Below are 15,269 nucleotides of genomic sequence, written 5' to 3' on the forward strand. Positions count from 1 at the left end.
GCGCAGCTTCGACAGGTAGAGCTTCCTTGCGTAGTCCCGAGGGACACGAGGGCGCTCTAGAACAGGAAATAGCGTTGTGCCATCGGCAGGACGTCAGCCGGTTCACACGTGATCAATTCACCGTCCACCCGCACCTGATAGTTCTGCGGATCGACCTCCAGTTTGGGCGTCAGCCCGTTGTGGATCATGTCTTTCTTGCGGATATTCCGGATACCCTTCACGGCAACGAGCTGCTTGTTGAGCTTCAGCTTTTCGCCGATGCCGTCATCCAGCGCCGATTTCGACACGAAAGTCACGCCGGTGGAACCGAGCGCGCGCCCCAGGACCCCATACATCGGCCGGTAATGGACCGGCTGCGGCGTTGAGATCGATGCATTGGGATCGCCCATCGGGGCCGTTGCAATCATGCCGCCGATCATGACGAGGCTTGGCTTCACGCCGAAGAATTCGGTTTTCCACAATACGAGATCGGCCCGCTTTCCAACTTCAATCGAGCCTATCTCATGCGCAAAACCGTGCGTGATCGCCGGGTTGATCGTATATTTGGCGACATAGCGCTTGGCGCGGAAATTATCATTCCGGCTGCTGTCTTCGCCGAGCGGGCCGCGCTGCACTTTCATCTTGTGGGCCGTCTGCCAGCAGCGCAGAGTGGTTTCCCCGATGCGGCCCATGGCCTGCGAATCCGACGACATCATCGAGAAGACCCCCAGATCATGGAGAATGTCTTCCGCCGCGATGGTTTCACGCCGGATACGGGATTCAGCGAAAGCCACGTCCTCGGGAATTTTCGGGCTGAGGTGGTGACAGACCATCAGCATGTCGAGATGTTCGTCGACTGTATTGATGGTGTAGGGACGCGTCGGATTTGTTGAAGACGGCAGGATGTTTTCTTCGCCCGCCGCCGTGATGATATCGGGCGCGTGACCGCCACCGGCGCCTTCCGTATGGAAACTATGGATGGTCCTGCCCTTCATCGCGGCAAAGGTATCCTTGACGAACCCGCTTTCGTTCAGCGTATCCGTATGGATGGCGACCTGGATATCCTCCTCGTCGGCCACGTTCAGGCAATTATCGATGGCGGCGGGCGTCGTTCCCCAGTCCTCGTGGAGCTTCAGGCCGACAGCTCCGGCCCTTATCTGCTCGCGGAGGGGTTCGGGCTTGCTGGCATTGCCTTTGCCCAGCAGTCCCACATTGATGGGGAGCGCCTCCACGGCTTCCAACATGCGGTGGATGGCCCATGGCCCCGGTGTAACCGTGGTTGCGAGCGTGCCGACCGTCGGCCCCGTTCCGCCGCCGACGAGCGTCGTGGTGCCGCTGGCCAGAGCTTCCTCGGCCTGCTGCGGCGCAATGAAGTGAATATGCGTGTCTATCCCGCCGGCGGTGAGGATCTTGCCCTCGCCCGCGATGACATCTGTGGCGGGACCGACGACTATATCGACGCCCGGCTGGATATCGGGATTTCCGGCCTTGCCGATCCCCGAAATACGGCCGTTCTTGATGCCGACATCGGCTTTGATGATGCCCCAATAGTCGAGGATGATGACATTGGTGATGACGAGATCGGCTGTTTCGGCAGCAGGTCTCTGTCCCTGCCCCATGCCATCGCGGATAACCTTGCCGCCGCCGAAGGTCACTTCCTCGCCATAGATGCAGCGGTCGTCCTCGATCTCGATGATAAGTTCCGTATCGGCCAGCCGCAGACGGTCGCCCTTTGTCGGGCCATAGAGTTCTGCATAGGCTTGTCTTGAGATGGTCCCCATCTCCCCCTCCTACAGCTTCCCGTTGATTTTTGCATTGAAGCCGTAGACCTCGCGGTCACCAGCCAGCGCGACCAGTTCGACTTCACGGTCCTGCCCGGGCTCGAACCGCACGGCGGTCCCAGCCGGAATATTGAGGCGGAAGCCCCTCGCCCGTTCCCGGTCGAAGTCAAGAGCCTCGTTCGTCTCGTAGAAATGATAATGCGACCCGACCTGTATCGGCCTGTCGCCAGTGTTCGCCACGGCGATGACGCGGGTTTCACGACCGTCATTGAGTTCGATCGTCCCGTCTTCGATGAAATATTCACCCGGTATCATGATCGTCTCCTCAAGCGCATCCCGATATTTTCAAGATGCGCGTTAAAGCAAAAGCCCAAACGTTCCCGGCAGTGCGGGAGATGTTCTACGGAATTGGATTGTGAACGGTCACAAGCTTGGTACCGTCCGGAAAGGTGGCTTCCACCTGAATGTCATGGATCATTTCGGGCACGCCCTCCATCACCTCATCGCGGGTGAGCAGGGTGGCTCCGTAGGACATGAGTTCCGCAACCGTCTTGCCGTCGCGGGCTCCCTCCAGAATTTCGGCGGAGATGAAAGCCACGACTTCGGGATAATTGAGTTTCAGCCCTCTGGCCCTTCGTCGTTCCGCAACCAGTGCTGCGGTGAAAATCAGAAGTTTGTCCTTTTCACGTGGCAATAGTTCCATTTGTAGGCCCTCTCAAAGTCATTATGTTGCCCATATGCGTGGTGCAGCCGCCGGTTTTCCCAATCCGGTTTCGCGGATGACTTCCCAGGCTTTGCGAAACAGTGCTTTGGCTTCCGACATGCGTCCACCGAGATAGCGACAGACGATCACCCGCTCGAGCTGCGATACCGAAAAGAGATTTTTTCCTGCATCGCCGAGTGCTTCGCGAATGCGCTGAAGTGTGTTTTCATGCGCGGGACCGGCATAAACCATCGTTGCGACGATGGGCCTGGCGCAGAATGCAAAGGCCGCATTCATTGCCTGGTCGGCACCTTGAAGGCGAAACTGCTCGAACCAAATCGGCCTTCCGTCCCGAAATACTTCGACCCTCTGGCGAAGCTCGCCCGCATCGAAATTCTCCCGACAGGCGGGCCGTCCGAGACTGACAATGTCCCACCCAAGATAAACTGCGTCTCCACTCAGGGAGACATGCGTGCTTATGGAAGCCTTCGCGCCATCAAAAACGATTGTTTCCTGCGGGAGATATTCGCATACGCCACCCTCGCCCACATTGATCCGCGTGGTCTGGATGCTGCGGCCCCGGTCGCTGCGATAGAACTTGGTAGCGCCCGGCGTCGTCAGGACGGCTTTGGAGCCCGGCCCCAGAAAACAGGAAATATCAAGGACATCCTCACCCGCAACACCACCGGGCGGATGAAGAAGATAGACATGTGCGCTTCCGTCTTTTTCGGGATAGAAGGGTTGCTGCACCGCGAGCGGCCCAACGTGACGGCGCCGCATCAGGCGCGTCACTTCATGACTATGCTCGAACCCCAGTTCAAGCTCGGCATGCCAACCCTTGCTCATGAATGCTTGCCACCTCTGCGTTCCCGTAGATTTCGATGCGTTATCGATGTCGAGCAATAAAACGAAGGCAGAATGCAATATTGAGGCAGGATAACCCCGCACATCACCATAGACAAGCTTAATTAGAGACTTGATTGATACGTCCGTCAACTTGATTCAATAGAACACCGTAAAATAACCCATAGTCGAGTTCATATGGATAAAGGGTCATGACGGATGCGAGCGTGTTCATTTTTTGAGCAATCCGCATTTTCGCTGGACAATAGAACGCTCTAACTATTTGTTTCCCCGCATTATCTTCTCTAGCGGGTAGCCAATCGGTCAATCACACGTGCAGGCAGGTGAAGAGCCAGCGAGGCCTGCTCGAAAGTACCCTGGCCCGCTGCGAGGAATGTATCGTCCATGCCTGCATATTCGTCCGTGATAAGCCTGCGCAGCAGATGGCCCGAGCCCAGAAACTTGATCAGCGTATTTGAACTTGCAAACAGGCTGTGGCCGCCGCTGTCGACTTCGGAAATATCAAGAACCTGAATATTCTTGTTCTGCAGGAAAGCGATGTCGAATCCACTGCCGACCCGCGGCGCTCCACCGGCCAACCTGCGGGAGAGGTCCAGCGCCCGGTCGCGCCGGGATACGATGATCGTAAAGGGCTGGGGCAGATAATCGATATCGTCAATCTGGCTGCGGAAAAGATCGGGATCGAGATCGGGGGCAGCAAGAAGCACCCCCTTGATGCGTTTCAGCACGTCGCGGCGCTTGTCGCCAGATAGCGTTCGCAAGGCTTCCATGACGGCCACCGCGCCCATGGAATGGCCGACGATGACGATGCCGTTGGCTTTGGTCTGCGCCGCCAGCGCTAACGTTTCCGCCAATCCCCTGCGCGCAATGATGGCGCTGTCCCGGTCATACAGGTATCGCGTAAACGACGCGGCGGATGCCCACGAAAAATGAACCGGCACCGATGTGACGCCATAGTCGTGAACAATCTGCGCATTGCGAAACAGTCCTTCGGCAAAGTTGTTGTTATAGCCGTGGACGAAAATGAATATTTCGCGTTGCGCGGCGGGGCGGTTCGCCAGACGCCGGTTCAGCTCGGCGACCATTGCGCGCCGGTCCGGCAACGGCACATAGTTTGACGCCATGAAATGTCGGCGGGGATCGGGGTTCACCGATGATGTTTCAACATTTCCCGGACGGTGCATTTCAGGAATATGGACGTCTATGGTCGAGAGTTTCAGCGTTTGGGATCTGTCGCGGGAATAGGCAATAGCTGGATCGTCTATACGCTCCCGAACCGTCGCAACAGCGAAGGGAACCACCGCGCCGGAATGGGTCTCGCCCGCCACATCCCTTCCCAGCCCGGTGACAGCCCTGTTACCGGCGCATCCCGCGGTGGCAAGCAAAACAAGTGCGAGGATGAAAACCTGCTTCAATTCACGCCCTCGCTCGATAGAACCGAATGCGCTCACATGGGTTCGCCCTTCCGCTCTACCTGATTGTCTTTTCGCATTTCTTCCGCGTCGGGCGTTTCCACCTGACTGCAAAATGCTGTCAAGACGGGTCTCGGCAGCGCCATGTTACGAGGTTGCCGGCAACGCTCCTTCCAGCGCTTCCTTCAGGCGTTTTTCCTGCTCAACAGACAAGGATGTTTTCAACACCCTGCCCCGCAGGTCAGGGAAATCCGCCATGACCCTGTCCCACTGAATCTTGCGCAGGAGGACAAACAGGGCCGACGAGTTTTCCGGAATTGTCTCACCAAGCGACACGATGAACTTGTCATCGATCCCGTAGTCGGCGAGCGAACCCGACAAGGCTCCTGCCCCGGCTCCCACCGCCCCGCCAAGAGCCATGCCGGCAAGCGGGTTGAGGAATATAAGCCCGACCAGTCCGCCCCATATCGCACCGGAAAGCAATCCCGACCCTGCGCCCATGGCGAGCATATTGTACTTCTGTTTGAGATGAACCTTGCCTTGTTCGTCACGAACGACGATCACAGCGTCTTCGAGATCGACGAGATATTCCTTTTGAAGCTGGTTGAGCTTCAAAAGCACGGCGTCCGCCTCTCCGACGGTATCAAACCCAATAACGACCAGTTCCGACACAGCAGTGTTCCTTTCTTGATAACCAAAAATGATGACGCCGCAAGGATCAGCGACGCCATCTCACAGGGCGAACATTGGTTATTCTGCCGTCTCTGGCCCGAACCGTGACGTCGTAGGTTCTGCGCTGCCTGTCACCCCGGTAAAGAAAGTGGCTGCCGCGGCAATCCAGGGCGCGAACATTGCGGAAGCCGCGCATCCTGAGGAGTCTGACGCCATCGGAGCAACGTATTCTGTGACCGTTGTTGATCCGCACGCCTACGGTAGCCGAGCGGCTCTGGCTGAATGCGGGAACAGTCTCGGCAACGGTTGCGACGGAAAAGAAGGCGGTGAATGCAAGAATAGCGGTTAATGAATGCAGTTTCATGTTTCCCTCCAAGTAACAAAGAACCACAAACTCACAAGCCAAACCGCTTCGCCAATGTCTGTCTGGCGGTCCATGCGGACACCACAAGATCAGGCGACACGGTTCGGGAAAAAATGCCATTCAAACAGTCTTTTGGAGCGCCTTTTGATGCAATCGGATCAAGAGGCGCTCCATAACGGATGCACGGTGCCGGAGCGACCGCGCAGCATCCTTGTCCCCTCAAGGGCGGATCCGGAAATCAGTGTTTCATAGCGTTCTGGAGTATTTCCGGTTCCCGCTTTCGGGAGATATGCTCTAGCGGCAGCGTGCTTCAAAAACGCGGCCGTGGCGATCGCGATAACGGCAGTACTGCACACCGTTGCGGGTCTGGGCGACGCCCACCAGCGTGCCTGCTGCTGCACCGATAGCTGCGCCGGTCAGCGCGCCGCGTGTATCGCCACCGATGGCCGCTCCGGCAAGACCGCCAATAGCGGCGCCGCCGAGACCATAGCCGGCTGTTCTTCGTTCATCTGTCGTGCACCCGCTGGCGGTGGCTCCTATTACGGCCATCGTCACGACGCTGTACAGGATCATTCTCATCGAAATATCCTTCCCATTTGGATGATGCGCTTTACCGCAGAATACATAGGCCGCATCTTGAAAGGTCAAGATATGGGACGGGTGCCGGATAGCAATTTCTATCCCACAACTTTCAAAGCTGCTCGCGAGAAAAGCCGAATATTTCCGCAAACCAGCTCGTGGCGGAGTATTGCGCGCAGAAAGTCAGGGCAACGATAGTGATCGGTACGCCGATGAACGCTCCGAAGACGCCCCACAGGGAACCCCATGCGAAAACGGAAAAGAGCGTTGCGAAGGGGGACAGGGAAATCGTCTTTCCCGTCAGCCGGGGCTCGATCACGCTTCCAATGACGGACTGCACGATGTTCAGACCGATAAAGACCATGAGCGCCATCTGCCAGTTGGCAAAATGCGTGAACGCAAAGGCGGTAATCAAGAGGGTGGCGACCAGCGGCCCGAGAAACGGGATGAAATTGAGAATGAACGCTACAAATCCCCACGTTTCGGCAAATGGCAGACCGACCAGCCAGGTCAGGAGCCAGACGAAGGAACCCGTCGCAATGCTCATCAGCGCCCTGAGCACCATGTAGAACCGGATTTTGGCTGCTGCCGACCGGCTGGCGCGCAGAAACGCGGTCGCAGCCGCCTGATCTTTCAACTGCCTGATCCGCGCCCCGAACTCCTCGGTTTCCGCCAGCCCCAACAGTACATAGACCAGCGCCACGATCCAGAAGCTGAACGTATTGTTGAGGCGGCTTCCTATCGTCTGGAGCGTTCGCAAAGTCCAGCTGACGCTGAAATTCTCCGACAACAGGACCGATGCGGCAATCCCATGCCCGTCGAGCCAGGTTCTGAGCTGTTCATAGAGCAACTGGTATCGCACTGCGTCGATCACTATCCGGCGTCCCACCTGCCCGACTGTCCAGGCGATCAGCCATCCAAAACCGAGCAGAAGACAGACGACCAGAAGAAAAGTGATCGCCAATGCAACATAGCGCGGCATGATCAACGAAAGTGCCCGCTGGATCGGCCAGACGAGCATGATGATGAACAGCGCGAAAACGACCGGCGCAAAGACCGCGCTGCCATAATGGAGCATTGCAATCAGCACGCATCCCGCGATCAGGATCAGGGCTGCATTGCCAGCTTTCAGCATAGGACCTCCCTGACCCGAGGACGAAACGAGCTTATGATTTCAGGGTATTCTTGTGAATCTGCCCATCCTTCATGATGATCGCCAGCGTTTCTTCCGGCTTTTCCAGCACATGAATGTCGTCGAGCGGATTCTCGTTCAGCACCAGAAGATCGGCAAAAGCACCGTGCTCTATAAGACCGAGCTTGCCGGGATAGGGATTGCGCAGATTGGAAAGCGCGAGAAGTTCGGCATTGACCGATGTGGCCGCACGAAGCACCTCTGCATTCGAGTACCAACGGCTCAAGTGAGTCAGCATGAAATTCTGGCGCGGGGTCAATTCGGGGGAAAACAGAACGTCGGAACCCCAGGCGGTCTTGATCCCGTATTTACGGATAAATTCATAAATTCGCGGCGTACCTGCGAAAAGCTGCTGAATTCGTTCGGCACCGGGGCCTGTCTGCGATGCAGCATCGTCCATCGTCAGGAAAGGCTGGGTGCTCAACCAGACATTTTTTTCCGCAATCATCCGCGCGGTTTCCTCGTCCATCAGATGCGCGTGTTCAACACAGGAAACACCCGCACGTATGGATCGCTGGACTGTATTCGGCGCATAGGCATGAACCGTGACATAGGTGTTCCAGTCCCTTGCCACATCGACCGCAGCGCGTATCTCGTCTTCGCTGAATGTGGACATATCCAGCGGACTGCGCGGCGAGGACACGCCGCCGCCAGCAACGATCTTGATCTGCGATGCGCCCTGCAACAATTGTTCGCGCACACGAAGTTTCAAGCTGCCTGCATCATCGACTATGGCCGAAGCGCCCATCAACTCGCTGGTGCTGAGCTTGCCGCCATCACGCGGTATTTCCGTGGGCAACCGGAGATCGCCGTGGCCACCGGTCGTCGTTATCATCGCGCCTGCCGGAAAGATACGCGGCCCGCTGATAATGCCGGTATCGATCGCGCGCTTGAACGAGAAAGTCGGCCCGCCCATATCGCGCACCGTCGTGAAGCCGCGCAGAAGCGTTCTTTCCGCCTCCGCCGTCGATGCGGCGAAAATAATACCAAGATCACCTTCCAGCAGAACCGGAAGCGGCACCGCCGCATATATGGCATGCCAGTGCGCATCGATCAGCCCCGGCATCAGCACACGGTCGCCGCAATCGATGACCGTCGCTCCATCGGGCGGAGCGCTGTTCGACATATCGACAGCCGCAATGCGATTGCCTTCGACCAGAACCTGTACCCCAGACTTCAGCGTATCCGCCTTGCCGTCGAAAAGCCTTGCCCGCGTCAGCAAAACCTTCGCTGATTGCGCGACGGAGCGATCCGCAACCATCGTTGCGCCGACTGCCGCTGCCACGCCCGTCAGGAAATGCCTTCGGGACAGCCGATCCAGCCGCCGGGAAACCTGCTGCAATATCGGGTTGGAGCAACCGCAGCCGTTGCCGTGAACAAAATGCTGATACTTCCCACCCATTCTAAACATGGCAGCTCCTGCATGAGGCACCGTTGAAGGCAGCTATTTGATGACCTTGAAATAATATACGTCGATGAACCTGCCCCTGACGTCGTTTTCGACGCGGCCCCGGATTTCGATTACATTCCTTGTGCTTATTTCTCGTCCGCGCCAGACTTCCCGCTCAATCCGGACCCTCGTTCTTCCGGTGCGGTCCTGAAAAACATACTCGGCTCTTCGGACATTGCTTTTGATCGACCCCGTAAGCTCGACACGGGTGCCGACCGGCGTCCGGGTAATGACGTCTGCCGTTACTGTATTTCGCGGCCTGAAAGAGTCCAGGAACTGGGCATTTGAAACATCAATGGAGCCAAGGGAAACAAGCCCCAACATCAACGCGAATTGAATCATACGCTGCTTTATCGAGGTCATGAATATTCCCTCCTTATAGCAATGATTGAATTTCTTCTTCCGCAACCAAGAAACTCTGATGAAAATTAGCTTTATCGCAGAAATAAACAAGTCTCTTATTTAAAATATCAAGTACCGTTCGCCTTGAGAAAAACCCTGCCAATATCGATAAAAGCGGCAAATTACGGAACTTTCATACTTCTGCCGGGTTCATTGCATGAAGGAGCCCGCCATGGAACAGGTGCACTGGGATGACGCCGTCATCATCGAAATTGCCGACGGCATCACGCAGTCAGTACGAACGGTAGCGGATGCGGAGAACATATTGTTATCCCAATGGAACCGGTTTGAACTGAACAGCCTCGGGGCCGCTATCAAAGCCTGCCTTCTGTGCTCGCACGACATTACCAGTACAGAAGATGCAAGGCTCGCTTTCCAACGGGCAGCTTCAACGTCCGGCATTCTGGTTTGACGCCAGCCCGACGCGGCAGGCCGAGCGCGTCATGGATGTGCCTTCTCAAGGGAAAGCAGCCACTTCAAGGTGCGTCGTTCCGCACTGTTCAGTTCGGGAGCCATCAGCCGGATGGCCGAAGCCGCCTCTACCTCTGATGCCAACCCACCGGCCAGCCAGTGTTCGGGAACGGCGGGATGGATATAGGACTGCCTGCACACCGCCCTCGTATTGCCGAGCCGTTGCGCAACCTTGTCGATTTCACCGTTCAGCGTCCGCTTTTTTCCACTCTCACTGTCAGGCAGCTCAATGCAGCAAAGCGCCTCCAGCGCTGCTGCCGTTGCAGCCCATGTCCGGAAATGCTTGGACGTAAAGTCAGCCTGCATGATCGTTCGCAGGTAGTCGTTGATATCCTGCGAAGTAACCGCACAGCGGTTTCCTGCATCATCGACATATTGAAACAGCTGCTGTCCCGGCAGTTCCTGTATGGAGCGAACAATACGGGCGATCCGCTTGTCGGAAAGTTTCAGGCTCCACATTTTGCCCGACTTCCCGGTGAAGACCAGCCGCAGGCCCGTGCCATCATCGCGCAGATGCCGGTTGCGCAGCGTGGTTGCGCCGAAACTGTTGTTGCTGCGCGCATAGTCGGGATTTCCGACACGCAGCAGCAGCCGGTCCATCAGCCAGATGACGGTGGCGACAACTTTTTCACGACAGAGCGAGCGCCGTCGCATATCGGCATCGACAGCCTTGCGCAGCCGGCTGAGGGCGCGAGCGAAATCCGGCAGGCTCGAGAATTTCGTTTCGTCCTGCATCGCCATCCATGACGGATGATAACGATACTGCTTTCTTCCGCGCGCATCGCGGCCCGTGGCCTGAATATGTCCACGTTCATCGCAGCATATCCAGACATCGGTCCATGCCGGCGGAATGGCAAGCCGGACGATCCTGTCCCGATCCGCATCGGTGATCGTCTTTCTGTCAAAGCGGACGTATCGAAACCCCGTCCCGCAACGCAGGCGTTTGATACCCGGCGCGGCGTCGCTGATATGAAGCAACCCGTTCCGAGCGACCTCCGTTTCAACTCGCGGCATGGTGGGAGATTTTTCAAGCAATGGGAAACCCCGATCTTATTCTTCCAGCCGGATAACCACGATGAGCCTCGACTGGTTCCCGGCTTGTACAAATCCGGTCCGGAACCATCTGGCCGCCAGCCGGTTATCCTGTTCTCCGGAGGATCAGATCGTGCCCCACAGTTTCTGGAAAGGTTATCTCAAACTTTCGCTCGTCACCTGTGCGGTGGAACTGACGCCTGCGACCAGCGAAAGCGAGAAAGTGCGCTTTCACACCCTCAATGCCGAGACCGGGAACCGGGTGATAAGCCGATATGTGGATTCGGTCACGCACAAGCCCGTGCGCGACGACGACGAGGTCAGGGGGTTCGAGAAGGAGGATGGCAGCTATATCGTCCTTGAGGAGGATGAGCTTGAGGCCGTGGCGCTAGAGAGCACCAGAACGATCGACATCGACAAGTTCGTGCCGCGCGACAGCATCGGCTGGATCTGGTACGACAAGCCGCATTATCTCGCTCCTTCCGACAAGGTGGGCCAGGAAGCCTTTTCGGTCATTCGGGAGGCGATGGAAAAAAGCTCGGTCTCCGGTCTCGCCCGCCTCGTCATGTACCGGCGTGAGAGAGCCGTGCTGCTCGAACCGCGGGGTCCGGGAATTGTCCTGTGGACATTGCGTTTCGGCGATGAAGTGCGCAATGCCGACGACTATTTTTCAGCGATTGAGGAAGGCAAACTGGACACGAAGCTGCTTTCGATGGTCCGCAAGCTCATCAAGGACAAGACGGAAGACTGGAACCCGGACTTCCTTCAGGACCCTGTACAGAAAAACCTTCAGTCCATGATCACTGCCAAAAAGAAGAAGAAACCGGCAACAAGTCCGAAATCCCGGAAGACGGAACCGGCAAGCGGGGGGAATGTGATCAATATCATGGACGCGTTGCGCAAGAGTCTCGCCAAGGAAGGCAAGAAATCGTAGGCAAAAAATCCTAAGGCCGCCGCGTTTCATCCCTTAGACGTCACCCGCCTTGCTTCTTCATTTTCGGCAGCGGCGTTTCCGCGCTGCGAAAATCCTGCCAGGGATCGCTTTTCAGCGCAGCCAGCCGGGTCGGCGTGTTGAGAATGGTAAAATGCGCAGGGCCAATTGCCGGAGTGACTTCCTCCCAGGCGAGCGGCATGGAAACTCCGGCACCGGGACGTGCGCGGGGAGAATAAGGGGCTACGGCCGTCATGCCGCGCTGATTGCGCAGATAATCGATAAGAATCTTGCCTTTGCGCTTGGCCTTGGAAATCGTGGATACATAACGATCCGAGCTGTCCGCAGCCATCTGGTCGGCGATAGCCTTGGTAAAGCTTTTCAGCGTGTCCCAGTCAGCTTTCGGCTTCAGCGGCACCACCACATGCAGGCCCTTCCCGCCGGACGTTTTGACAAAGGTCGTCAATCCCAGTTTTTCCAGACGTTCCCTGGTCTCGGTAGCAGCTTCAATCACGCGCGGCCAGGATACCCCTTCGCCCGGATCGAGATCCATCGTCAGCGTATCGGGCAGCTCCCAGTTCTTGAGCGTTGATCCCCAAGGGTGAATTTCCAGTGTCCCGGCTTGTACCAGACCGATCAGCCCATTGAAGTCCCGGATGCTGATATAGGGTTCCTCGTCCTTGTCCTTCGGGTCCTGAACTTCGACAATATGCTCGTTCAGCCCTTTCCATGCATGTTTCTGAAAGAAGAATTCTCCCTCGATACCGGTCGGGCAGCGCAGCAACGCCAAAGGGCGATTGACGATGAAAGGTTCGATGCGAGGCCAGACCTCGGCATAATAATCGGCGAGCCCCTGCTTGGTGACACCTTCGCCCGGCCAGTAGACCCGGTCGGGATGAGTAAGCTTCACATCGATCTTCTGGGTATCCTTGTCGGAAACACGAGCTGGCACGTTTTGCTCCTCCCATCTGACATCGCTGGCGGCCTTATCCTCACGCAGCCCCCTGAAGGAAGCGTGGCGCAATCGCTTGTCGGCGGTCCAGGCGCGAAACTCGATCTCGGCCACCAGCTGCGGCTTGACGAACTTCGCGCCGCGCCTTTCATCTGCTGTCAACGGCACTGCGAAAGGGCTTTCGTCCAACCGCATGGCGTACAGTCGTTTGTAGAGTTCCTTGGCGACCTTGACCGAAAAGCCCGTTCCAACCCGCCCTACCGGAACCAGCCCCTTTTTATCCTGTACGCCCAGGAGCAGCGAGCCAATCGCCCCTCTTGTTGCCGTTGAAGGAACATAGCCCGCAATTACAAATTCCTGCCGTCCAATGCATTTGGACTTGCGCCAGTCGTTGCTGCGTCCGCTTTTGTAGGCTGCATTCTTGAGCTTCGACACAATCCCCTCGAGACCAAGTCCGCACGCATTCTCCCATACCGCCGCACCATCGGCATCGAAAGCCTCGCTGAAACGCAGAGTGGACGACGCTTTGGAAAGCAGTTTTTCGAGCAGCTTTTTGCGCTCAACCAGCGGTGTCTGGCGAAGGTCATTGCCGTCCACATGAAGAAGATCAAAGAGATAGTAGGTGAAACGATCTGACCGCCCCTCGCTCAAATCTTCCTGCAGGGCAGAAAAATCGGACAGTCCCGACTGATTTTCGACAACTATCTCGCCATCGAAAATGGCTTCGTCCACGCCTGTTCCTACAAGATCGGCGACGATCTGCTGACCGAATTTTTCGGTCCAATCCAGCCCGCTGCGCGAATAAAGCTTGACCTCGCCCTGCGCAACATGGGCCTGGATACGATAGCCATCGAACTTTATCTCGTGGAGCCAGCGGTCTCCTTCAGGTGCAGCCGGTACGAGCGTAGCGAGTTCCGGCTCGATAAAATCCGGCATCGCTCGCTTCTGGCTGTTCGTGGGACGTGAGGCTGCAGGTTTCTTTGCGGGGGCTGGCTTCTTCTTCTTGATGCGACCGGTTTTCGATGACCACCCCGGCTCTTCGTCCTCAACATCGGCGATCACGCGACCGGTCTTCACCGATTCAGGCTTTTCCTCGAGAATGTCAGGTTCATCGGGTTCGCGGGCGAAATCATCCTCTCCCTTGATGAGAAGCCAATTCTCCCGCTTCTCGCCCGGCTTTCCGTGCATACGGACCAGATGCCATCGCCCTTTGAGTTTTTCTCCGGTGAGTTCAAACTCCAGATGCCCTTTCTTGTATTGCTTATGTGCATCGCCGGTGGATTTCCAACGCCCCGTATCCCAGACGATTACCGTGCCGCCGCCATATTCGCCCTTGGGTATCGTGCCTTCGAAGCCCGCATATTCGAGAGGATGATCCTCGACATGCACCGCAAGGCGCTTTTCGCCGGGAACGAGGCTTGGGCCCCGCGTCACGGCCCAGCTTTTCAGGACGCCGTCCATTTCGAGGCGAAAGTCATAATGCAGCCTGCGCGCATCATGTTTCTGCACGACGAAAAGATCACCTTTCGCCCGTGCAGACTTGCCCCTCGGCTCGCTGGTCAGGGTGAAATCGCGTTTCTTGCGGTAGGTTTCGAGTGGCTGTCCCATGATCACCCTGCCCTCTTGCGAGACTTCACGCCAGATTCAGTTCGCGACTTCGGCTTGCCTTTTTTTGCTTTGGCTGACGTTCGCCCGCCCCCGTCGAGGCCCGCGCTCCTGCGAAGGGCCTCCTTCAGTTCGATAACGTCTGCGGTCTTCGGCGCAGCCGGTTTCCTGAGCGGCTTGCCTTCAATCTTTGCCTTGATCAAATCTGCCAGGGCGGCATCGTAACGGTCGTCGAAGCTGGCCGGGTCAAAGCTGCCCATCTTGGTATCGATGATGTGTTTCGCCAGATCGAGCATTTCCCGATCGAACTTGAAGGAGCCAAGATCGGCGAATGCCTCCGCCGCGGCGCGCACCTCGTACTGGAAATTGAGCGTAGTGGCGATCAAGCCCTGATTGTCGGGACGGATGAGAACCTGTCGCGCACGGCGAAAAAGGACAGCCTCTGCAATCGCCGCCACCTTTTCAGCTTTCATGCCCTCACGCACGAGCGTGAAACTTTCGTCATCTCCCGCAGGTGCGAGATAATATGGCCGGTCAAGATAGACATCGTCGATCTCGTCGCATTTGACGAAACGGGTGACATTGAGTGTCTTGTTGCTTTCGGGAATGGCCGAGGCGATTTCCTCTTCGTCGAAACTCAAATAGGAGCCGGACGAAACCTCGTAACCCTTGACCTGGTTATCGCGCGACACAGGCTTGCCCGTGTCGCTGTCCACGAACTCCCGGCTGAGCCGGTTTCCGGTCTTGCGATTGATCAGATGAAACGAAACGCGCTCTGAAGTCGATGCTGCCGTGTAGAGTGCGACAGGGCACAAAAGCTGCTCGATCTTCAGTTGGCCTTTCCAATTTGCACGGGGTGCCATCGATTGTCTCGCTTCCC

At 57.0% G+C, this 15,269-nt stretch carries 15 protein-coding genes; 2 read left to right on the plus strand and 13 right to left on the minus strand.

The window, feature by feature from the left end; genetic code table 11:
* Positions 1 to 56: 56 nt before the first annotated feature.
* The 10 genes from ureC to JNC63_RS05500 form a co-directional block, all read right to left on the minus strand.
* Positions 57 to 1,760 carry an urease subunit alpha gene (gene ureC, locus JNC63_RS05455; protein WP_006466550.1) on the minus strand — a complete coding sequence of 568 codons (1,704 nt, stop codon included), beginning with the start codon at positions 1,758 to 1,760 and terminating at the stop codon, positions 57 to 59.
* A 9-nt stretch (positions 1,761 to 1,769) separates the two neighbouring features.
* Positions 1,770 to 2,075 (minus strand): urease subunit beta, encoded by a 306-nt coding sequence (locus JNC63_RS05460; RefSeq protein WP_006466549.1) that lies wholly within the window; start codon positions 2,073 to 2,075, stop codon positions 1,770 to 1,772.
* 85 nt (positions 2,076 to 2,160) lie between these two features.
* Positions 2,161 to 2,463: an urease subunit gamma gene (gene ureA / locus JNC63_RS05465; protein WP_006466548.1), complete on the minus strand. Its 303-nt coding sequence runs from the start codon at positions 2,461 to 2,463 to the stop codon at positions 2,161 to 2,163.
* Between the two features lie 21 nt (positions 2,464 to 2,484).
* Entirely contained in the window at positions 2,485 to 3,309 is an 825-nt protein-coding gene (locus JNC63_RS05470; protein WP_006472832.1) for an urease accessory protein UreD, read from the minus strand.
* Between the two features lie 302 nt (positions 3,310 to 3,611).
* Positions 3,612 to 4,778 (minus strand): alpha/beta hydrolase, encoded by a 1,167-nt coding sequence (locus JNC63_RS05475; protein ID WP_006472831.1) that lies wholly within the window; start codon positions 4,776 to 4,778, stop codon positions 3,612 to 3,614.
* A 108-nt stretch (positions 4,779 to 4,886) separates the two neighbouring features.
* Entirely contained in the window at positions 4,887 to 5,411 is a 525-nt protein-coding gene (locus JNC63_RS05480; protein WP_006466545.1) for a DUF1269 domain-containing protein, read from the minus strand.
* Between the two features lie 658 nt (positions 5,412 to 6,069).
* The gene (locus tag JNC63_RS05485; protein ID WP_006472829.1) at positions 6,070 to 6,354 is read right to left on the minus strand and encodes a YMGG-like glycine zipper-containing protein; all 285 of its coding nucleotides are present in this window, start codon (positions 6,352 to 6,354) and stop codon (positions 6,070 to 6,072) included.
* A gap of 112 nt (positions 6,355 to 6,466) precedes the next feature.
* A complete protein-coding gene (locus JNC63_RS05490; protein ID WP_006466543.1) occupies positions 6,467 to 7,489 on the minus strand; it encodes an AI-2E family transporter in 1,023 nt (340 codons plus the stop codon).
* Positions 7,490 to 7,520: 31 nt separating this feature from the next.
* Complete coding sequence (locus JNC63_RS05495) at positions 7,521 to 8,957, minus strand: metal-dependent hydrolase family protein (protein ID WP_025091391.1); 1,437 nt, start codon at positions 8,955 to 8,957, stop codon at positions 7,521 to 7,523.
* Between the two features lie 33 nt (positions 8,958 to 8,990).
* Positions 8,991 to 9,359, minus strand: coding sequence for a NirD/YgiW/YdeI family stress tolerance protein (locus tag JNC63_RS05500; RefSeq protein ID WP_006472827.1), 369 nt, complete (start codon positions 9,357 to 9,359; stop codon positions 8,991 to 8,993).
* Positions 9,360 to 9,570: 211 nt separating this feature from the next.
* On the opposite strand from JNC63_RS05500, the gene JNC63_RS05505 reads away from it, so the two are divergent.
* Entirely contained in the window at positions 9,571 to 9,810 is a 240-nt protein-coding gene (locus JNC63_RS05505) for a DUF982 domain-containing protein (protein WP_006472826.1), read from the plus strand.
* Between the two features lie 29 nt (positions 9,811 to 9,839).
* Here JNC63_RS05505 and JNC63_RS05510 read toward each other — a convergent pair whose 3' ends face one another.
* On the minus strand, positions 9,840 to 10,847 hold the full coding sequence (locus JNC63_RS05510) for a DNA topoisomerase IB (RefSeq protein WP_235691657.1): 1,008 nt from the start codon (positions 10,845 to 10,847) through the stop codon (positions 9,840 to 9,842).
* A gap of 187 nt (positions 10,848 to 11,034) precedes the next feature.
* Here JNC63_RS05510 and ku (JNC63_RS05515) point away from each other — a divergent pair, with 187 nt between their 5' ends.
* Positions 11,035 to 11,835, plus strand: coding sequence for a non-homologous end joining protein Ku (gene ku, locus JNC63_RS05515; RefSeq protein WP_006472824.1), 801 nt, complete (start codon positions 11,035 to 11,037; stop codon positions 11,833 to 11,835).
* Between the two features lie 40 nt (positions 11,836 to 11,875).
* On the opposite strand, the gene ligD is transcribed toward ku (JNC63_RS05515), so the two are convergent.
* Together ligD and ku (JNC63_RS05525) are read right to left on the minus strand one after the other, a co-directional pair.
* Positions 11,876 to 14,392 (minus strand): DNA ligase D, encoded by a 2,517-nt coding sequence (gene ligD, locus JNC63_RS05520; RefSeq protein WP_039852521.1) that lies wholly within the window; start codon positions 14,390 to 14,392, stop codon positions 11,876 to 11,878.
* Positions 14,393 to 14,394: 2 nt separating this feature from the next.
* A complete protein-coding gene (ku, locus tag JNC63_RS05525; protein WP_374846124.1) occupies positions 14,395 to 15,252 on the minus strand; it encodes a non-homologous end joining protein Ku in 858 nt (285 codons plus the stop codon).
* Positions 15,253 to 15,269: the final 17 nt, after the last annotated feature.

This window comes from Brucella ciceri (genome assembly GCF_041930145.1).
Lineage (GTDB): Bacteria > Pseudomonadota > Alphaproteobacteria > Rhizobiales > Rhizobiaceae > Brucella > Brucella intermedia.